This window comes from Nonomuraea sp. NPDC049750, assembly GCF_040659625.1.
GTDB lineage: Bacteria > Actinomycetota > Actinomycetes > Streptosporangiales > Streptosporangiaceae > Nonomuraea.
Map to the genome: position 1 here is coordinate 302,993 of NZ_JBFANB010000007.1, position 19,605 is coordinate 322,597.

A 19,605-nucleotide genomic window follows, 5' to 3' on the forward strand; every position below is an offset into this window, starting at 1 on the left:
TGGACATTGAGACCGACGACGTCATGATCGTGAGCTCATGACGTCTGCGTGATCAGGTATTGGAGCTCATGCCGCCGTCCCCGCATAGTGGGCGCATGACGCCTTCCTTGCAGGTCGCGGTCATCGGCGACTATGACAAGACATACACCCCGCACGTGGCTACCGATGATGCGCTGCGCCACGCCGCCGACCACCTCGGGATCGAGATCGAGGTCCGCTGGCTGGCCACCGAGCCGCTCGAAGCGGACCTGTCCGCCGTCCGCGCCGCAGACGTGCTGTGGTGCGCTCCAGGGAGCCCGTACCGCAGCCTGCGCGGCGCACTGGCCGCGCTCCGGCACGGCCGCGAGCACGGCGTCCCCACTCTGGGGACATGCGGCGGCTGCCAGCACATCATTCTCGAGTACGCCCGCCACGTGCTCGGGTTCGAGGACGCGCAGCACGCCGAGTACGACCCTTACGCCTCCAGCCTGTTCGTCACCGAGTTGGCCTGCTCGCTCGCCGGCCGGACCATGCCCGTCACGTTCACACCCGGCTCCCTGGTGGCCGACGTGTACGGGCGCGAGGAGGCCAAGGAGCAGTACTACTGCAACTTCGGCCTCAATCCCGCTTACCAGAGCGCCCTGCACGTGGGCGGACTACGGGTGACGGGCGTGGACGACACCGGCGAGGCCCGGGTACTGGAGATTCCCGGCCACCCGTACTATCTGGCCACGCTGTTCGTGCCGCAGACGAGCTCGTGGCCCGAGCGCCCACACCCGCTGGTCGTGGGGCTGCTGCGCGCGGCGCTATGACGTTCACGCAGCTCAGGATCCTCCAGGCGGTCGCGCGTACCGGCAACATGACCCGCGCGGCCGAGGAGCTGAACACCACGCAGTCTGCGGTCAGCCACGCCGTGCGCGGCCTGGAGAGGGAGCTGGGGCTGGCCCTCCTCATCAGGAGCGGCCACGGGGTGAGCCTGACCGCGGCCGGGCGGGCCGTCTGCCGTCGCGCCGCGCACATCCTCACCCAGCTCGAAGCCCTAGAGCAGGAGGCGGCCGCGGCGCGCGGGGACGGCCGCGGCAGCCTGCGCGTCGGCGCCATCCCCAGCGCCAACGCCCGCCTGCTGCCGCAGATCCTGCGAACGTTCGGCGAAGCGCATCCAGACGTGCGGCTCACCGTGATCGAGGGGTCGGACGGGGAGGTACTCGACTGGCTGCAGACCGGGGCCGCCGACATCGGCACCCTGACGGCCGGGGTTGTCTCCGCCAGCGTGCCCGATCTGGTCATGCGCCCGCTGGCCACCGACCAGATGCTGGCCGCCCTACCCAGCGGCCACGACCTGGCCGTACGCCACAGCGTGCCGGTCGCGGACCTGGCCCGGCAGCCGTTCATCATGTCGACGGGCGGATGCGAGCCGCTCATCACGGCACTCGCGCAGGAAGCAGGTGTGAGCCTGCGCTGCCACTATCGAGTCCGCGACACCAACAGCATCCTCGCCATGGTCGCCGAAGGGCTCGGGGTGAGCATCCTGCCCGAGCTCTCCCTACCCGCTCACCACGCTGGCGTTCACACCATCCCTCTCGAACCGGCCTCCGTGCGCACTATCCTGCTGGCCTTCCCGGCCGACCCGCTCCCTGCGGCTACCGCACTCCTTGAGCATGCGCTCGAAACGGTCTGAAGCACGCTGGCGCTCTCACCCCAAGCCCTCAGCGCTTCTACTTCTCAGCGACATCGTCTTCAGCAGCCAGAGCCGGCTTGGTGGCGAGGTCCACCTCGTCGGGAGAGCCCGCCCCCCTTGCGCCGCGTCGCCCTTCTTGATCGCGCTGGTGTCATCGGCGATCAGCACCCCGTCTGGCCAGCCCAGACGTCCAGCACATAGGAGCGCAGGGCATCGGCATCCCATGGGTGATTTTGCTGGTGAGTAGCAGCAGCGTTTGTCGGTCAGTTTGGACAGCACTCGGGGGTTGATCGGGCCCGGAATGTCGGTGAGAAGTAGCAGCACCCGGAGGCTCGGCTTCTCACCTAGCGTGTTCATGCAACTGCTGACAGGGACGGTGGCTGGCGTGGAGGGGCCAGCACTCCGGGCGCATGGTGAAACCTGACAGGGCGCGCATGCCCCACGCCTCCGAATTTGCGTTAAAGGGCACTCCAACTCCTAGGTTCGGAAGCGTGCGATACATCAAACTTGGAACGACCGGACTGGAAGTCTCCGCCATCGCCCTCGGCTGCATGAGCTTCGGCGAGCCGGACCGGGGCGGCGAGCCCTGGTCGCTGGGCGCGGACGCCAGCCGGGACATCATCAAGCAGGCCCTCGAGAGTGGCATCAACTTCCTCGACACAGCCAATGGGTACAGCGCCGGAAGCAGCGAGGAGATCGTCGGCCAGGCCGTCAAGGACTTCACCCGGCGCGAGGAGGTCGTTCTCTCCACCAAGGTCTGGATGCGGATGCGCCCCGGCCCGAACGGCGCCGGGCTGTCCCGCAAGGCGATCTTCGCCGAGCTCGACGCCTCCCTGAAGCGCCTGGGGACCGACTACATCGACCTGTACCAGATCCACCGCTGGGACTACGACACCCCGATCGAGGAAACCCTCGAGGCGCTACATGACGCGGTCAAGTCCGGGAAGGTCCGCTACATCGGAGCCTCTTCCATGTACGCCTGGCAGTTCGCCAAGGCCTTGTACCTGGCTGACCTGAACGGCTGGACCCGGTTCGTGTCGATGCAGGACCACTACAACCTCATCCACCGAGAAGCGGAGCGGGAGATGCTCCCGCTCTGCGCCGACCAGGGCATCGGCGTGATCCCGTGGAGCCCGCTGGCGCGGGGCAGGCTGACGCGGGCCCGGGACACCGCGACGGCGCGTGCCGGGACCGACGAGGGCGGCAAGATCCTCTACCGTGACGAGGACCAGGCAGTGGCCGAGCGCGTCCACGAGATCGCGGGCAAGCGGGGTCTGTCCCCGGCCCAGGTCGCCCTGGCCTGGGTCATGCGCAACCCGGTGGTGACCTCGCCCATCGTCGGGGTCACCAAGCCGGCCCAGCTGGCCGACGCGGTCGCCGCGGTGGACGTCGAACTCGACGAAGACGAGGCCGCCTACTTGGAGGAGCCCTACCAGCCACACGAGGTCGCCTACCTGGAGGAGTCCTTCTACAAGTCGCGCCCTGTGGCGGGCTCCCGGTAGTCCGGGCTACCGTCGGGGGCCATGGCCGCCTTGGGCGGCATCGTGCGGGCCGCCCGGGCGGGGCAGGTTGGTGACCAGGTACCAGGTGGACACATCCGGGAGCGTTGCGGGGTCGGTGGTGGCGATCACCAGCCGGGTGGGGGCATCCGGACCCCATGCATCCAAGGTGGCCTCGGCCGCCCACCAGGTGCGGGTGCGCCCGTCGCGGAAGCGGCGCCGGACCGGCCGCCAATCTCCCGGGTTCTCCGGGCCGCCCCAGGTCAGCGCGCGGGCCGCATCGCGCGGGGTGGGCGGATCGTCGGCCCGTCCCCACCTGCCGTGGGTGGCGCGCACGCCCAGCACAAACGGCAGGCCCGCCGTCTCCAGCGCGGCCCGGAAGGCGTCGATGTCGCCGTAGCCGCAATCACCCGGCAGACGAAGCCGTTCTCGGCCGCGCGCCCGGCCAGATCGGCGGCCAGCCACCATTTGGTGTGAAAGGCTGGGTCTTTCCTGCCGCGGGGCAACCGCCCGGCCGGGGTGTAGGGCTCGGCGAACACCGGGTAGTAGACCCCGTTCATCGGCCCACACCGCCGTCACCGTGACGATCCCGTTGTCGGTCTTCCCCACCCGGCCCAGGTATTGGCGGGCGACGAACGCGGTGGCGGTGCCGTCCTTGCGGTCCCCCGCTGTCATCGACCACCAGCACCCCGCCCGGCTGCGGGCGGGTGGCCGGATCGGCCAGCAGCAACTCCAGTCGCCGTCCGTTGACCGTGTCGGGATCCCAGCACGATTCGGACACGAAGTACTGCAGCCGCTGCACCGCCGCGTCCTTGCCGCCGACCACCGGCTCGGCCCCGGCCAGGGCGGTCAGCCTCTTGTTGCGCTCCCGCGGCGCCAGCAGACCGCTCAGATACTCGCGAAACCCGCGCCGCTGCGCCAGGTGCGTGAACAGCTCATCGAAGTGGGCCGCGAACTGCTCCAACGGCCCCGGTGCGGGAGGGCAAGGCGCCAGCCTGGACATCACCGGCCTCCTCTACGGCGAAGAACCGTATCCTCTATCCCTGCCCGCCAAGATCCAAAGGACTACCGTTAAGTAGCGACACGCTACTAGCGTGTCCGTGGAACGGCTTGGTCCTTGCTCATGCGCAGGATCAAGGCGACCGCGTCCTCCGAGTGAGCTGTTGGAGTCAGAAGCTCCTGTAAGAGCAGGCCACGCATCGCGGCAATGGTGACGGTGGCCAAAGTCAGCGCTTCCTTGGTGTCGAGCCCTTCGCGTTCCGCGAGTGAGGCCAGAATCTTGGTCAGGTCGTCGAGCGAGTCGATGAACTCACGAAAGTTCTCTGGGCTGTAAGCGGCCAGTCCTACGACGTGAAAGAAGCCGCGGACACGCGACAGCTGCTCCGGGCGAGTGTAGGTCTGCCAGATCGCCACGACGAGGTCGTCGAAGGTGCCTTGCTGGGCGGCCTCGAACAGTGCCTCGTTGTCACGGGATCGTTGCGCCTTGAGCATGGCTGCCAGGACGCCTGGGAGCGACCCGAAGTGGTATCGCAGGAGGGCGTGGCTGGTCCCGGCCCGGACAGCGATCTCACGGAGTGACACCTCCGGCGAGGGAAGGGTCTCCTCGAAGGCGTCGAGAAGCCGAGCCAGGAGGCGCTCGCGTGCGTCGCCGGTGCGTTCCGTGTTTGACAGGATCACTCCCACAGTTTATCCATTGGAAAAGACTGGCGGTGCCGTGCTGCTTCACACATGGTCGCAGTCAGCTCGCAGGCGGCGGAGGGAACGACTCGTGGGACCTTTTCAGGTAGTCGGCGCGGCGGTCGTCGACGGGTCGGGTCGCGACCCCGTCGACGTCGACGTCACCGTCGAAGACGGGCGTATCGCCCAGCTGGGTGCCTCCAGGGCACACGGCGAGCGCCTTGATGCCGGGGGACTGACGATGACGCCTGGCCTGATCGACGCTCACGTCCACTTGGGCTTGTCGAGCCCGATCCAGCCGCAGTTCTCGTTTCGGTTCAGTGCCGCGGAGATCGCGGCAGACATCTTCGCCACGGCCGGCGCGACGCTCGACGCCGGCTTCACGACCGTTCGGGATACCGGCGGGATCGACGGCGGCGTCGTCACCACGATCGCCAAGGGCAAAGTCAGGGGACCGCGCGTGCTGTCGTGCGGACCTGTTCAGTGCCAGATCGGTGGGCACGGCTACTACGGAGCCGAGTGGGAACCCACCGAGCTGTGGAGCAGCCACCACCTACCCGGTCTGTGCGCCCTGTCCACGATGTCCGGCAACGCCGACGAGCTGCGGCACAACGTGCGCGAGGCCTTCCGTCGCGGAGCCTCCTTCCTGAAGCTCTGCGTGACCGGCGGAGTGGTTGGCGCGCACGACCGGCTGACCGACACCCAGTTCACCGTCGAGGAGATCGCTGTCGCTGTCCAGGAAGCCGCGGCGCGGGGCACCTACGTGACTGTTCACGCCCACAACAACGACGGCATCCGGAACGCGGTCGAGGCCGGGGTGCGTTGTGTCGAGCACGGCACCGACCTCGATGCGTCCACGGCCACCCTGATGGCCACTCGCGAGGTCGCCCTCGTGCCCACGTTTGCCGTCATTGAGCAACTGCTGCACGACACCGCTGGGGCGGGCCTCGACGAATCGACCCGCGATCGTGTGATGGGTGTTCGTGAGCGGATGACCGAAGCGCTCGCTGTCGCCAAGGAGGCCGGAGTGCGGATCGGGCTGGGTTCCGATCTCATCGGCCCGGCTCAGGACCGCCGAGGCGAAGAACTCACGTTGCGCGCAGAGCTCGAAACACCGATGGAAGCTCTCGTGGCGGCCACCAAGACCAACGCCGAGATCCTCGGCCTGTCCGGCCAAGTCGGTGTCATCGCTCCCGGCGCGCAGGCAGACCTCGTGTTGTGGAACGGCAACCCGGTCGAAGACCCGGAGCTGTTCGCTGATCCCGCCAATGCCGTCCTCGTTCTCAAGGCCGGCCGAGTTGTGAAGGACCTTCGATGAGCACCATGTGGCACGGCTGCCTCGCCGACACCGACTACTTCGAGATGCGCTCCAGCGGTGGGCACGACTACGGCGTCTGGGTCACCACACCACCGGGCTACGACCCCGCCACGACGCGAGCACCTGCCGTGTATGTGCTCGACGGCAACTGGGCCGTGGGCATGACGGCTCCGCTCATCGTCACCCAGGCGGACCCCATGCAGCGGATCCAGCCCTACATCCAGGTCAGCGTCGGCTACGCGGGCGAAGACGCACAGCACTGGGATCGGCTGCGCAACAGAGACCTCGTGCCACCCGGCGAGCCCATCGCCAAGGAGCTCATCGATGCCGTGGAGATGGGAGTTCGAGCGGGTGCGAGGACACGCGAGGAATCCGACGCCTACCTCACCGAACTGCGCGACACCCACGCCGATGCGTTCCTGAGCTTCCTCACCGCGGAACTGCACCCGCGGGTCGAACGCGACTACGGCACAGCCGCGAGCGGTCACGGCCTCTTCGGCTACTCCTACGGTGGACTCTTCAGTCTCTACACCTGGCTCACCGGAAGCACGCTCTTCGAGAGCATCGGAGCGGGCAGCCCCGGTGTCGTCAGTGAAGACAGTCAGGTCTTCGCGCGGCTCGAAGAAATGGGCGACAGCCTGCCTGCCGCCAAGCTTCACCTGACCGTCAACGACCGAGAGCTTCTCGGAGACCTGGCCGTCTACCAGAACCTCACGAAGAACACGGCCACCGTCCTGCACCGCTTGACCGCCCGCGGCGGAGCCGTCACCAGCGCGGTCCTGCGCGAAACGCACGTTACCGGCCTGCAGGCCTCGTTCCTCAGCTACCTTAGGACCTGCCGTGCCCGGTGAGCGCTTGAGTACCGATGTGGTCGTGATCGGGGCAGGGGTGATCGGTTCGTCGATCGCCCTTGAGCTTGCACGTGCGGGGCACCGGGTTATCGCGCTCGATCGGGCCCCAGGGGCTGGACAGGGGTCGACCTCGGCATCGAGTGCGATCGTTCGGTTCAACTTCTCCACCACCGCCGGGGTGACGATGGCGTGGGAGGCGCATTTCGGCTGGCTCGACTGGGCCGGCCACCTCGGGCACGATGTCGGCGACCTCGCAATGTTCCGCAAGACTGGGCTGGTCATGCTGGACGTCGAGGCGGCTCCGCGTACGTCATGGCTTCCGTTGTTCGATGAGATCGGTGTTCCCTACGAGGAATGGGACAGCGCGACCTTGGCCGAGCGCGTTCCAGGTATCGACGTCGGCCGCTATTGGCCGCCGAAGCGGCTCGACGACGAGGAATTCTGGGAGGACGCGAAACACTCGCTCGGTGGCGTGTACACCCCGGATGCCGGTTACGTCTCGGACCCGAGCCTTGCCGCCGTAAACCTCGCCTCCGCGGCCTCGGCCTGCGGGGCGGAGTTCCGCTTCCGCAGCACGGTGACAGCGGTGGAGAAGGCCGGCGGGCGCGTGACGTCAGTGCGACTGTCGGACGGCACCCGGATTCCCTGTGCCGTCGTGGTCAACGCGGCCGGTCCGTGGTCGGGCGCGTTGAATCGGTTGGCCGGCGTGGGTTCCGACTTCACGGTCGCTGTGCGCCCTATGAGGCAGGAAGTAGCGCACGTGCCGGCCCTGGAGGGCTATGGAGGGCCCGTGGTGGCGGACATGGATCTGGGCACTTATTTCCGCGGTGAAGTAGGAGGGGAGCTGCTCGTCGGCGGAACGGAACCGGAGTGTGATCCGATGCAGTGGACCGACGACCCGGACGCCGTCGACATCCACCCGACGGCCGCAGTCTTCGAGGCTCAGGTGATGCGGGCCGCGCGGCGGTTGCCCGGTCTGGCGGTGCCCAACCGGGCGCGCGGCGTGGTGGGCGTTTACGACGTCGCCGACGATTGGACTCCGATCTACGACCGCACCGAACTCGAGGGCTTCTACCTCGCGATCGGAACGAGCGGCAACCAGTTCAAGAACGCGCCGGTCGTGGGACAGCTGATGACGGAGCTGATCAACCAGGTGGAGAACGGCGTCGACCACGACGTGCTGCCCGTCCGGTTCCGGGCCCCGCGCACCGGCCTGGAGATCGACCTGGGTGCGTTCTCTCGTAAGCGCAACCGGAACACCGCGAACTCGGGCACGGTGATGGGCTGAGCCGGAACTCGGTCGAGGCGTTGCGTCCGGGCGACCTTGATGCCCAGATGCAACGCCAGTTCGCAGGTCCCACGCGCCAGACGTACCCGCTGGCGCAGGTGTCAGGGGCGAACGCGGTCTCGGCGCCGGCCCCCCGTAACCCCGAGCACCGACATCGCCAGGCATCCCGACGCGGTCATCGCCGCGAGCTTGCCGGAACGTGTGAGCATGTTCTTCCTCTGGGAGAGATCAAGGAACGGATCGCGGGCGGGCACTCCCAGCCCCGTGATCGCATCCTGTCCCACCGCCGGACATGAGTAGCCCCTACTCATATTCGGCTCTCCGGAGTGGGCCCTTGCTCAGGCCGCCACGACCGGCGCGACCCCTGCCTGGAGCACGGCCCCGTACTACCCGTGGTTCGTGGACGGCGAGTAGAGCATCGACACCGGGCGGGTGGCGGCGTCGAACGACGCCGCTGCCCCCGTCGCACCCATCCCGCTGACCCCCCACGGCTCGTAGACCATGTTGACGCCACCGTGTTGCCACTCGTTGATCCACACGAGAGCGGCGTTGATCTCCCTGCAGCGCCGCAGGTTCTCGGGGGTCGAGGAATAGACCGTCGCCGCGAGTCCGAAGCTTGTGGTGTTGGCCAGGTCGATGGCTTCGGCGAAGGAGTCGACCACGGTGACGGGGGCGACCGGCCCGAAGGTCTCCTCTTTCATGATGCGCATGTCCGAGGTGACCTCGGTCAGCACCGTCGCGGGGTAGAAGTATCCGGGCCGGTCTGGTTGCCCGCCACCGCAGAGCAGCGTCGCCCCGCGGTCGACGGCTTCGTGGACGTGGTCGTGCACGATCCTCCTCTGGGTGTCGTCGACCAGTGGTCCCAGGCCCGGGGAGTAGGGGTCGTCGCTCATCGTCCAGCCTTCGGCTTCGGCCACGAGGGCGGCGATGAACTCGTCCGCGACCGCGCGGTGCACGTAGATCCGCTCCGACGATGTGCAGATCTGTCCGCTGTTGAGGAACGTCGACGTCGCGACCGCCTTGGCGGTGGCGGCCACGTCGACGTCGGCGTCGACGAGGACGGGGTCGTTCCCTCCCAGTTCCAGGATCGTTCGCTGAAGGCGCTTGGCCGCGGCGACGGCGACGCTGCGGCCCGCCTCGACAGACCCGGTGAAGTGCACCAGCTTGACCGCCTCGTGCTCGGCCAAGGGCTTGCCGGCGCGCGCGTCGCCCAGGAGAAGGTTCACCACGCCTGCCGGAAGGTCGCACAGCTCCACGAGCCGGGCCGCGGACAGCGGCGCCTTCTCCGAGGGCTTGATCACCACTGTGTTGCCGGCGGCGAGCAGGGGGCCGAGGGCTCCCAGGATCGAGGTCACCGTGAAGTTCCAGGGCACGAGGAGTGCCAGCACGCCCAGCGGCTCACGGATGACCACTGTCCGTCCGGACTCGCCCGGAGCTGTGACGTCGGCGACGAACGGATAGGACCGCGCCCGCTCGATGCCGAGCCGGAACGAGGCGATTCCGCCCGCGATGAACTGCTCGGCGAGCGGGACAGGCTTGCCCATCTCCCGGTTCTCGAGTTCCGCCAGCTCGCGCACATGCCGTTCGAGGAGGTCGGCGGTGCGGCTCAGCCGGCCGAGGCGGTCCTCGAGGTCGAGCCTCGCCCAGCCCGCGTGCGCGGCCTGCGCCGACTCCACCGCCGCCGCGGCGTCGGCGGCCGATCCGGCCGGAATCAGTGCGACGACCTGTTCGGTGGCCGGGTTGACGACGCTGCGGAGTTCCGGGTCCGCGGCTTCGACCGGGGTGCCGTCGATGATGTTGCTCAGGCGCTTCATCTGCTCATACCTTCTGGATCGAAGCCGGCTTCAGTGGAGCCTGCGGGCCATGTGCTCGCCGAACATCACGCAGGCGAGATGGGTGTTGGCGCGTGGGACGAAGGGGAAGACGGAGGCATCGACGACTCGGAGACCCTCGAAACCGAGGACCTCGCACCGGGGGTCGACGACCGTCTCCGGCGCGTTCGGATCTCCCATCCGGCACGTGCTCGTCGCGTGCTGCGTGTCGACCACGCTGGCGCGCAGGTAGTCGCGCAGTCGCCCTGGTGTGTCCAGGGCATCGCGCAGCGACGAATTGACCCGCCAGAGATCGCCGTCGGCGATCTCCACGAAGCTGGAGTGGGCCACCAGGTCGCCGAGGAGCCTGATGCCCGCTTCCAGGCGGTCGATGTCGCGCTCGTCCGACAACATGTTCAGCGCCACCCGGGGCTGCGCGCTCGGGTCGGCGCTTCGAAGCTTCAGCGTTCCGCGCGAGTAGGTCCGGTTGACGAACACCCCGACGGCACCGGCGCCGGCGCGCACTTCGGCCGCCGCCATGGCCAGCGCGTTCTGGTTGAGGGCGACCAGCATCATGTCGTTCCCGCCGGGCACGGTGCCGCTGCTGTAGCGCACGCAGCAGTTCGTGTGCCGGTCGGCGGGGCCGGCCGAGGCCGCTTCGGTGAGCGGGATGCCTATCAGGGCCATCGGATGGTCCTGGAGCCCACGGCCCACCGGCAGATCGGCACGGACCTCGATGCCCAGCCGTCGGAGGTCATCGGCGGGGCCGATGCCCGAGCGCATGAGGATCGAGGGCGAGGCCGTGGCGCCCGCGCTGAGCGCGACCTGGTTCGCGTGGAAGGCCGATCCGTTGGCCAGCCGGACGCCGACTGCCCGAGCACGTTCGAAGAGAACCACGTCGACCAGGCTGTCGCCGCGGATGGTGAGGCCCGGGTTGTCGCGACGTGGCTCCAGGTAAGCGTCGTGGCACGAGACCCGTCGACGGTCGATCGAGTTGATGGGGTAGGGAGAGACGCCGGTCGCGCCGGGTGCGTTGACGTCCGGGGCCCACCCGAAACCCGAGGCGAGCGCTGCCGCGCGGAGCGCCTGGTCGACCGAGCCCCACGTGTCGACCGGGGCCCGGTAGACGGGGATCGGGCCGGCGGTGCCGTGGTAGTCCTCGTCGCCGAAGCCGGCGTCGGACTCCAGGGCGACGAAGTCCGCCATGACCTCCGCGGACGACCATCCGGTGCAACCGGAGGCCGCCCACTCGTCGAAGTCCTCGATGGGCGGCCGGATCGCGATCTGCCCGTTCACCGTCGAGCTTCCGCCGAGGCCCTTGCCTCGCCAGTACAGGTAGGGCTCCTGGGCCTCGGTCCTGGTGGCCAGATGCCCGTCCCACAAGAACGCGTTGTAGTCGGAGTTCAGGATCGCGTTCAACGGATTCGGCGACCTCCATGCCTCCGGAAGCTGCGAGGCCGCGTAGTCCCGGCCGGCCTCGAGCAGCAGCACCCGCTGTCCCGCGTCGGCGAGCCGTGCCGCGAGTGCCGAGCCGGACGAGCCCGCTCCGACGACGATGGTGTCGTAGCTGCCTGCTGATCCCATCTGGCCTGATCCTTGGTCTCGTCGCTAGGCGGTGAGGTCGAGCGTGTGAACGGTCATCTCGCCGAGTGCCGCGGGAAGGGGTTCGACGCCGAACCCGGGTCCGCCGGGGATCGACACCGCGCCGTCCTTCATGACGATCGGCTCGGTGATGTCCTGGGCGTAGAACCGATCCGAGCCCGAGATGTCGCCGGGCAGCGTGAAGCCCGGGAGCCCGGCCAGCGCCGCGTTGGCGGCTCGGCCGATGCCGGTTTCGAGCATGCCGCCGCACCAGACCGCGACGCCGTGCGCCAGCGCGAGGTCGTGGATGCGTGCCGCCTCGAGGTATCCCCCCACTCTTCCAGGCTTGATGTTGATGACACTCGCCGCCCCCAGCGCGATCGCGTCGGCGGCCGACCGCGCGTCGACGATCGACTCGTCCAGGCAGATCGGCGTGGTGAGCAGGCCCGCGAGCAGAGCGTGTTGCCGCAGGTCCTCCTCGCCCAGCGGCTGTTCGATCAGCAGCAGATCGAAGGGGTCGAGTCTGCGCAGCCGCTGGGCATCGGAGAGACGGTAGGCGGTGTTCGCGTCGACCTGCAGCGCGATGTCGCCGAACCGCTCGCGCACCGCCTTGACCGGCTCGAGGTCCCACCCGGGCTGGATCTTGAGTTTGATGCGCGCGTAGCCCTGGTCGACGAAGTCGGCCACCCGGCCGAGCAGGTCGGGAATCGACTTCTCGATGCCGACGCTGACCCCCGAGGGCACCGAGGCGCGGGTCACACCGAGCTGCGCTGCGAACGACATGTTCCGAAGCCGCAGCTGGGCATCCAGGATCGCCATCTCCAGAGCGCCCTTGGCCATGCGGTGGCCGACCACGTGCTCAAGTGCCGCGCCGACCGTCGATGCCGACACGGCGTGACCCGCGGCCTGCCACTCGAACAGCGCGGGCACGAGGAATCGCCGCAGGACCTCTCGTGCTCCCTCAAGGTATTCCGGCGAGTAGAACGGCTCGGCGAGGGCGACACACTCACCCCACCCTGTCACGGTGGCGCCGTGGTCTGAGGCCGTGACCCGGATCAGGAGCGGAAGGCGCTCCGTCTGGGTGGAGAACGAGGTGGTGAACGGGTGGATCAGCGGCATCCGGACCGTGATGAGCTCGACACGCTCGATGTGCATTCTCAGGTGCTCCTCGTGAGGCAGTAGTGACCCCGGCGGTCGAAATCGACGACGACCCAGCCTTCTTCCAGCAGCCCACCCAGCGCCCGTCGTAGCGCGAGCCGCCATGAGATCGCGAGCTCGGGTTCGTGGCGCCTTAGAGCCTCGATGTCCGAGGGGATCTCCACGACGCATCGGGTCAGCGACTCCGCCCGGCCGAGGTCGAGCTGGGGTCGCCGGTCCACGGACCTCAGTACGGCGGGGCCGTGCTTCTTCTCGGCTCGTGAGGGCGCCGTGGCCTGCCCGATGTGCCAGGCCACCATGATCCGGTCGCTGTGCTGGCCCTGGTTGAGCCCGTCACCCATCGGTCCGTAGAAGTCGGGCAGGTAGACCTCGACCTCACAGCCGAGCTTGTGGAGGTTGAAGTACGCGTTCCGGGCCACCAGGGGGTCATAGGTCCACGTCACGCGAGTGACACCCCGGGCCAGGCACCAGTCGCGCTGGTGGTGCTTGAGGGCTCTGCCCCATCCTGTGCCCGCCGCGTCTGGTCGCACGCCGGCGATGTGGGAGTGCAGGGCATTCTCCCGGGGCGAGTAGAAGAACCCGACGCAGACCGCCATGAGCTCATGGCCGCGGAAACCACCGGCGACGTAGTTGCCCGCGTGCGCGAACGCCGTGAGGAGCTCCGGGCTGACATGCGACTGGGTGTTTTGGACCTTCCAAATCTGCGCCACGAGCTCGGAGGCGGCAGACATCTCCTCCGGGCGGTGAAGCAGCCGCAACTCCATGGAGGTCGAGCTCGGCGCCTGGGTCGTCATGAGCGCTCCTGCCGCAGGAAGCGGGATCCGTTGTAGACGCCGCCGGCGACGGGCCGGAACTGCTTCTCCCCCGCGAGCTCAGCGGTGGTGTAGGCGTAGCCGCCCGGGATGTTCGAGGCATGCAGCGCGACGAACTCCGGCTCTGCTGCCGTGCCGTCGCGCACATGCCCCTTCCGCTCCCACAGTGTCAGTCTGAGACCGTCCGCGTCGGGGGCCACCTCCACGCGATAGCCGGCGCACTCCCAGGCGCCCTCCAGCGGTTCGGGCGGACGTGTCATGTCGGCCCGGACCCGGACCGGGGGCAGACTGCCGTCGATCGACGACGTGACGTCCGCGAACAGCTCGTAGAAGAGACCATCCGGTTGACCACCGCTGGTCAGCAACGCCACCGCGTAGTTCGTACCGGGGATCAAGCGCAGGTATGAACGTTGGCCGATCGTGCCGCCGTCATGGCCGTATACGAAGGTTCCCCGCCAGTCCTCGAGGAACCAGCCCAGTCCCCAGCCTTGGACGGTGGCGACGCTCTGTCTCAGATCGACATGCTCGATGGTCATCAGGCGAGCGCTGCCGGCTGACAGCAGACGAACGCCTTCCCGGGTCACCCCTCCGCGCAGTGACATCTCCGCGAACGTCAGCAGGTCGCCGACGCTCGCCACGATCAGGCCCGCGGGTCCCATGGATCGGGTGATCGACCACTGGGGCACCGGGGCCGACTCGTCGCCGAAGCCGGCGTGGCCGGTCGCCGTGGCGAACTTGGGTGCGTCCTCGCTCAGGGTGATGGTGTGCCGCAGGCCCATCGGCTTGATCAAATAGTGGAGCAGCGCCTCGTCCCACGTCATGTCGCGGAGCACCTCGACGATGCGGCCCGCGACGACGAAGCCGGCATTGCAGTAGGAGAACCTCTCTCCAAGCGGGTGGATGTGGGAGACGGCGGCGAGGTGCTCCACGTACCGCGCGACGCAGTCGTCTCCCCTCCCGGTGTCGGTGAAGACGTCCCCGTCGATGCCGCTGGTGTGGTTGAGCAACGCCCGTACCGTCACCGAGGGCGACTCGTCATCGGCCAGCCTGAAGTCCGGCAGGATTTCGCGCACGGGAGCGTCGAGATCGAGCAGCCCCTCGTCGACGAGCTGCATGACGAGCATCGTCGTCCAGACCTTCGTGATCGACCCGATCTGAAAGACGGCGTCGTCGATGACGGGTTCCCGGGTCGAGACGTTCAGGACCCCGGAGCTGACCGTGATGCGGTCGAAGACCGTTCCGCTCCGATCGAGCTGCACGATGCCGAGTTGCGCCCCGACGACTCCGTGCCGTTCTCGGAGGAGGTCCAGACGGCGGCGCCAGTAGTGCTCCCTACGTGGAGCCGGCGACAGCGCGGCCGGCCGTGCGGCGGCGCGGGTGTGCAGCTCGACCCATTCCACGACCCGGGCGTGGTAGTCGACGCGGTGATCGACCTCGCCGTCGGCGATGAAGAGGTGGCTGCCTCCTGGATAGACCACCAGGCGAGTCGGCACACCCTGGATCCGCAGTGCCGAGAACCACTGCTGCGCCTGTCCGATCGGGCAGGTGTTGTCGTTCTCGCCGTGCAGCACCAGCGTGGGTGTCTTCACCTGCTCGACGCGTGCGATCGGAGAGCTCTCGATGAGCCGGACCACGTCTGTCGGCGCGGCACCTGCGGTCGCCGAGGCGAAGAAGCCTTCCGGCAGCAGTCGCTGACCGGCGATGGAGGCGAAGTCGCAGATCAGGCCGCCGGCCACCGCGGCCGCGAACCGGTCGGTGTGGGCGGTGAGGGCGCAGGTCGCGACGCCGCCGTAGCTATAGCCGGCGACAGCGAGCCGCTCGGGGTCGGCGATCCCCTCGGCGATCAACTGGTCGATCGGCTCGATGAAGTCCGCCAGATCAGCTCGTCCCCAGCCGCCGTCGACGGCTCGGTAGAACTCCTCGCCGTACCCGTCGGATCCACGGGGGTTGAGCGTGAGGACACGCCACCCGCGTGCGGCGAGGAGCTGTTGGTACAGATGGATCTCGTCGGCCACACCGGCCCAGGCGTTGTGCGGCCCACCGTGGATGTCGAGCAGGAGCGGAGCGGTTCCGGTCGTGTCCGGTGCCGCCATCAGCCACCCGTGGACGACGACGCCATCGCTGATCGTGAACTCTCGTGGCTCCGGTCGACAGAGCTGGACCCCGGGGAGGCTCTCTTCCATCAGCGAGGTGAGGACCTCGACTTCGCCGGTGACGAGGTCGACGATCGCGACCTCGGCGAACGACTCAGGAGTGGTCAGGACGATCGCGGCACGAGGTGCCTCGGCGGCCACCGAGAGCGCGGAGACGACCTGATGCGGCTCCGCGACGATCGGCCTGCCCTCTCCGCCATCCGGACCGACCCCGTACAGATGGGTCCAGCCACGGTCACGCAGGCAGAAGACGATCTCGCTGCCGTTGTGGCTTTGCGCCGGGTGGCCACCTGGGTAGCCCGTCGCGCCCGGCAGCACATTGCGGTCCAGCCCAGCCGTGATGTCGGTGTCGGGCCTGCCGTCGCCGTACAGCCGGAGAAGCCGGGCATGACCTGCCACCATCGCGGGTGATCCCACGGCGAGCAGCGACGCGCCGTCGCGAGCCCACATGACCGGACCGGTCACTCCTGTGGCCTGTCCGAGCACCTGCACCGGAGCGAGCGGGTCGTCGACCTCGACCGCGTAGGCGCGGCGTTCGAGCTCGACGTCCGCGCGGTGGGCCATGGAGGCCGTGAATGCGAGGCGGTCGCCGTCGGGCGACCATGCCGGGCCGTCCGCGTCGTAGTCGCCGTCGGTGACCTGTCTGATCTGCCTGGATCCCAGGTCCATCACGAAGATCTGGCGGCGGACACTGCCGATCCAGCCGATCTCGTCCGCCTTCTGGTCGAGCGTGTCGATGACGATGGGCGCAGCGGCGTCGCCGGGCGCGCGGTTCACGGGTGCGGAGAACGCGACCCGGCGACCGTCCCGGCTGACGGCCGCGGCCCCGGCCCCCAGCGGCAGCTCGGTCAACCGCGTCGGCTCACCCATGTGCGGCAGGAGATGCAACTGCGGGAATCCGTCGACATCGCGCAGGAACATGATCCCCGTTGGGACGATGCGAGGTGCTCGATCCGTCGGCCCGTGGGTCAGCGGCTGTGGCTGAGAGCCGCGGGAAACCGCCCACAGCGAGGTCTCCGTGCGGTGGTCTGCCGCCTGGCGCCGCGTGAAGACGACCGTTCTTCCATCCGCCGTGATCGCAGTCTCGGGAACGGTGACGACCTGACGGACGTCATCGAGACTGAACAGGCGAGAGTTCATGGAGTGGTTCCTTTGCCGAAGAGAGGGGTGCCGATCCGGGGGACGGCACGGACCAGCTCACGTGTGTAGGGATGTTCGGGGTGGTCGATCACCTCGGTCGCTGATCCGGCCTCGACGACCTCCCCGTCCTTCATGACTGCGACGTCGTCGCACAGCTGCCTGACCACAGCGAGGTTGTGGCTGATGAAGAGAACCGTCAGATCGAGGTCCCGCTGGACGCGCATCAGCAGATTCAGCACGGTCCCCTGCACCGAGACGTCCAGCGCCGAAGTGATCTCGTCAGCGAGCAGCACCCGGGGCTCGGCGGCCAGCGCCCGCGCGATCGCGACGCGTTGACGTTGACCCCCCGACAACTGCATGGGCAGATCGTCGGCACGGGCCGGGTCGAGCTCGACCATCTCGAGAAGTGCGGCCACCTCGCCGCGCCGGTGAGCGCGATCGCGTCGCGTGGATCTTCCGCGTACGGCAAGCGCCTCCTCGATCGAGGCGCCGATGGACATCCTTGGGTTCAGGCAGGAGTTGGCGTCCTGGAAGATCAGCTGCACGGTGCGGCGAACGGACGCGGCGCTCCCCCGGGCACCGACGACATCGGTGCCGTCGACCAGGATGCGGCCCGTATGCGCCTCGTGCAGGCCGACGACGGCGCGAGCCAGCGTCGACTTGCCCGAACCTGACTCGCCCACCAACCCGACCGTCCGGCCGCTCGGCACGTGGAGACTCACCCCACGGACCGCCTGATGGGCGGCGGGTCCGTGCCCGTACCTGACTCCCACGTTCTCGAAGGCGAGGTCGCTCACACCGACCCCTCCCTTACAGCGTCGAGGGGAAACTCGGCATCCTCGGTGATCGTGGCGAACTCGGTGCCCGGGACGGCGTCCATGTGCGGCACCGCCGCCACCAGCGCCCGGGTGTAGGGATGCGCCGCGCGTCCGCTCGCGAGATCCTCGGTGCTCAGGCTCTCCACGATGGCTCCCCGGTACATGACCAGGACCCGCGTGCAGAATGACGAGACCAGCGAAATGTCATGCGAGACGAACATGACGGCCGTCCCATGCTCACGGTTCACCCTCCGCAAGAGCGCCAGGACCTCCCGCTGCACCGTGACGTCGAGGGCCGTTGTCGGCTCGTCGGCTATGACCAGCGCCGGTTCGCCCATGAGCCCCATCGCGATCGTGGCTCGTTGCCGCATGCCACCCGAGAACTCGTGGGGATACTGGCGGGCGCGGCGAGCCGGGTCGGAGAGCCGTACCGCGGCAAGCCGGTCGACCGCACGCCGGCGTGCCTCGCGCCGGCTGAGGCCGCCGTGCAGCAGACCGACCTCCGCGACCTGCGTACCGACGTGAAGGGCGGGGTTGAGCGAGGTCGAGGGATCTTGGAAGACGAATGCCAGCCGCGTACCGAGCTGTTGGGCCAGCGACTTGGAACGCGGTCTGCCGGGCACCTTGCCCCTGACGACCAGTTCCGTGCCGTCGAACTGGACCGATGACGCCGTCACGTGAAGTGGCTCTTCCAGGAGTGACGCGACCGCCATGCAGGTCAGTGACTTCCCCGAGCCCGACTCACCGACGATGCCGACGATCTCCCCTCGATCGATGTCGAAGCTGACGCCACGAACCGGCGTCGCCCATCCATCCCCCCGGGGCGCCTCCACGCGCAAGCCGCGTACGCGGAGCACGGGGTCCTCCGCGACCTGCGGGACCGGTGCCGCCGCCGTCGAGCCGGTGGTCTTCCGCCGCCGGCGGCGGCCGGAGGGCCGGTGCAGCCCGAATGCCTGGGCGAGCACCTCGCCGGCGAGCGCGAACGTCACGCCGGCGAACACGATGGCGGCGCCTAGCCCCAGAGACGGAGCGGGGTTCACGTAGATGGCTCCCATGCTCTCGTTGAGCATGCGGCCCCAGTCGTAGTCCGGCGCCTGTACGCCGAGGCCCAGGAAGGACAGCCCCGTCGCCGCGACCAGCGCGGTGCCGGCGCCGATGCTGGCGTTGACGATGAGCGGGTCTCGCACGTTGGGCAGAACGTGCCGTACCAGGATCCGTGCTCGGCTGACGCCGAGGATGCGAGCGGCGGCCACGAAGTCACGCCCGGTCACCGACGCACCGAGGGTCTGAGTGAGCCGGGCGTAGGACGGCGCCATGGCCAGGCCGATCGCCAGTGTGACACTGGTGGCGCCCACACCGAGGGTGATCGACACGACGATGGCGAGCAGGAGAGCCGGAAAGGCGAGTGCCACGCCGATGGCGCTGTTGACCAACCGCCCCAGCCGCCGGGGCGCGATCGTCGGCAGCAGGCCGATGACCACACCGACGAACACGCCGAGGGCGGCCGACAGGACGGCGGTGACGATCGAGAGCCGGGTCGCGGTCAGCACCCGCGCGAGAACGTCCCGGCCACCCGCGTCGGTACCGAGGAGGTGGTCCGCGCTGGGCTTCGCGGACAGTTGGGTCAGATCGGCCTGCCGCGCGGCCTCGCCCCACAGCACCGGTCCGAACACCGCGAAGAACGCGACCACCATCAGGGCGGCCAGCGCGCCGATGCCGAGGGGAGAACGCAGGACGGTCAGGAACCTGCGGCGAGACGAGACCGCCATGGGCATCGGCTCGCCCACCGCCGTCGCGGCGGCCGGCCCCGCCAGCGCGGAGTCGGGAGTGGACATGCTTGTC

Annotated in this window: 16 protein-coding genes; 6 read left to right on the plus strand and 10 right to left on the minus strand. The window is 68.7% G+C overall.

What is annotated here, in order from left to right; all coding sequences use genetic code 11:
* Positions 1-95 precede the first annotated feature (95 nt).
* The 3 genes from AB0J16_RS21755 (at position 96) to AB0J16_RS21765 (ending at position 3,159) form a co-directional block, all read left to right on the plus strand.
* Complete coding sequence (locus AB0J16_RS21755) at positions 96-791, plus strand: hypothetical protein (protein ID WP_358542087.1); 696 nt, start codon at positions 96-98, stop codon at positions 789-791.
* Positions 788-1,657, plus strand: a complete 870-nt coding sequence (locus tag AB0J16_RS21760) for a LysR family transcriptional regulator (RefSeq protein ID WP_358542090.1) — start codon at positions 788-790, stop codon at positions 1,655-1,657. The genes AB0J16_RS21755 and AB0J16_RS21760 overlap by 4 nt, the downstream gene beginning before the upstream one ends.
* 491 nt (positions 1,658-2,148) lie before the next feature.
* Positions 2,149-3,159 (plus strand): aldo/keto reductase, encoded by a 1,011-nt coding sequence (locus tag AB0J16_RS21765; protein WP_358542092.1) that lies wholly within the window; start codon positions 2,149-2,151, stop codon positions 3,157-3,159.
* A 6-nt stretch (positions 3,160-3,165) separates the two neighbouring features.
* Here AB0J16_RS21765 and AB0J16_RS21770 read toward each other — a convergent pair whose 3' ends face one another.
* The 3 genes from AB0J16_RS21770 to AB0J16_RS21780 form a co-directional block, all read right to left on the minus strand.
* Positions 3,166-3,831, minus strand: coding sequence for a transposase (locus AB0J16_RS21770; protein ID WP_358542094.1), 666 nt, complete (start codon positions 3,829-3,831; stop codon positions 3,166-3,168).
* Positions 3,713-4,159, minus strand: coding sequence for a transposase (locus tag AB0J16_RS21775; RefSeq protein WP_358542096.1), 447 nt, complete (start codon positions 4,157-4,159; stop codon positions 3,713-3,715). Before AB0J16_RS21775 ends, AB0J16_RS21770 begins: the two co-directional genes overlap by 119 nt.
* An 86-nt stretch (positions 4,160-4,245) precedes the next feature.
* The gene (locus AB0J16_RS21780) at positions 4,246-4,839 is read right to left on the minus strand and encodes a TetR/AcrR family transcriptional regulator (RefSeq protein WP_358542098.1); all 594 of its coding nucleotides are present in this window, start codon (positions 4,837-4,839) and stop codon (positions 4,246-4,248) included.
* 85 nt (positions 4,840-4,924) lie between these two features.
* Here AB0J16_RS21780 and AB0J16_RS21785 point away from each other — a divergent pair, with 85 nt between their 5' ends.
* From AB0J16_RS21785 to AB0J16_RS21795, 3 genes are read left to right on the plus strand one after another with little or no spacing between them, the layout of a single operon-like run.
* A complete protein-coding gene (locus AB0J16_RS21785; protein WP_358542100.1) occupies positions 4,925-6,151 on the plus strand; it encodes an amidohydrolase family protein in 1,227 nt (408 codons plus the stop codon).
* Entirely contained in the window at positions 6,148-7,002 is an 855-nt protein-coding gene (locus AB0J16_RS21790; RefSeq protein WP_358542102.1) for an alpha/beta hydrolase-fold protein, read from the plus strand. Before AB0J16_RS21785 ends, AB0J16_RS21790 begins: the two co-directional genes overlap by 4 nt.
* Entirely contained in the window at positions 6,992-8,290 is a 1,299-nt protein-coding gene (locus AB0J16_RS21795; protein WP_358542106.1) for an FAD-dependent oxidoreductase, read from the plus strand. Before AB0J16_RS21790 ends, AB0J16_RS21795 begins: the two co-directional genes overlap by 11 nt.
* A 386-nt stretch (positions 8,291-8,676) precedes the next feature.
* Here the strand turns inward: AB0J16_RS21795 and AB0J16_RS21800 are convergent, their stop codons facing one another.
* The 7 genes from AB0J16_RS21800 to AB0J16_RS21830 are packed head-to-tail and all read right to left on the minus strand — an operon-like array spanning position 8,677 to position 19,598.
* Positions 8,677-10,104 (minus strand): aldehyde dehydrogenase family protein, encoded by a 1,428-nt coding sequence (locus AB0J16_RS21800; RefSeq protein ID WP_358542108.1) that lies wholly within the window; start codon positions 10,102-10,104, stop codon positions 8,677-8,679.
* 30 nt (positions 10,105-10,134) lie between these two features.
* On the minus strand, positions 10,135-11,685 hold the full coding sequence (locus AB0J16_RS21805) for a GMC oxidoreductase (protein WP_358542110.1): 1,551 nt from the start codon (positions 11,683-11,685) through the stop codon (positions 10,135-10,137).
* Positions 11,686-11,709: 24 nt separating this feature from the next.
* Complete coding sequence (gene menC / locus AB0J16_RS21810) at positions 11,710-12,837, minus strand: o-succinylbenzoate synthase (RefSeq protein ID WP_358542112.1); 1,128 nt, start codon at positions 12,835-12,837, stop codon at positions 11,710-11,712.
* Positions 12,838-12,839: 2 nt separating this feature from the next.
* On the minus strand, positions 12,840-13,634 hold the full coding sequence (locus AB0J16_RS21815; RefSeq protein ID WP_358542114.1) for a GNAT family N-acetyltransferase: 795 nt from the start codon (positions 13,632-13,634) through the stop codon (positions 12,840-12,842).
* The gene (locus AB0J16_RS21820) at positions 13,631-16,945 is read right to left on the minus strand and encodes a serine hydrolase (RefSeq protein ID WP_358542116.1); all 3,315 of its coding nucleotides are present in this window, start codon (positions 16,943-16,945) and stop codon (positions 13,631-13,633) included. Before AB0J16_RS21820 ends, AB0J16_RS21815 begins: the two co-directional genes overlap by 4 nt.
* Positions 16,942-17,742 carry an ABC transporter ATP-binding protein gene (locus AB0J16_RS21825; protein WP_358542119.1) on the minus strand — a complete coding sequence of 267 codons (801 nt, stop codon included), beginning with the start codon at positions 17,740-17,742 and terminating at the stop codon, positions 16,942-16,944. Before AB0J16_RS21825 ends, AB0J16_RS21820 begins: the two co-directional genes overlap by 4 nt.
* Positions 17,739-19,598, minus strand: coding sequence for a dipeptide/oligopeptide/nickel ABC transporter permease/ATP-binding protein (locus tag AB0J16_RS21830; RefSeq protein ID WP_358542122.1), 1,860 nt, complete (start codon positions 19,596-19,598; stop codon positions 17,739-17,741). Before AB0J16_RS21830 ends, AB0J16_RS21825 begins: the two co-directional genes overlap by 4 nt.
* Positions 19,599-19,605: the final 7 nt, after the last annotated feature.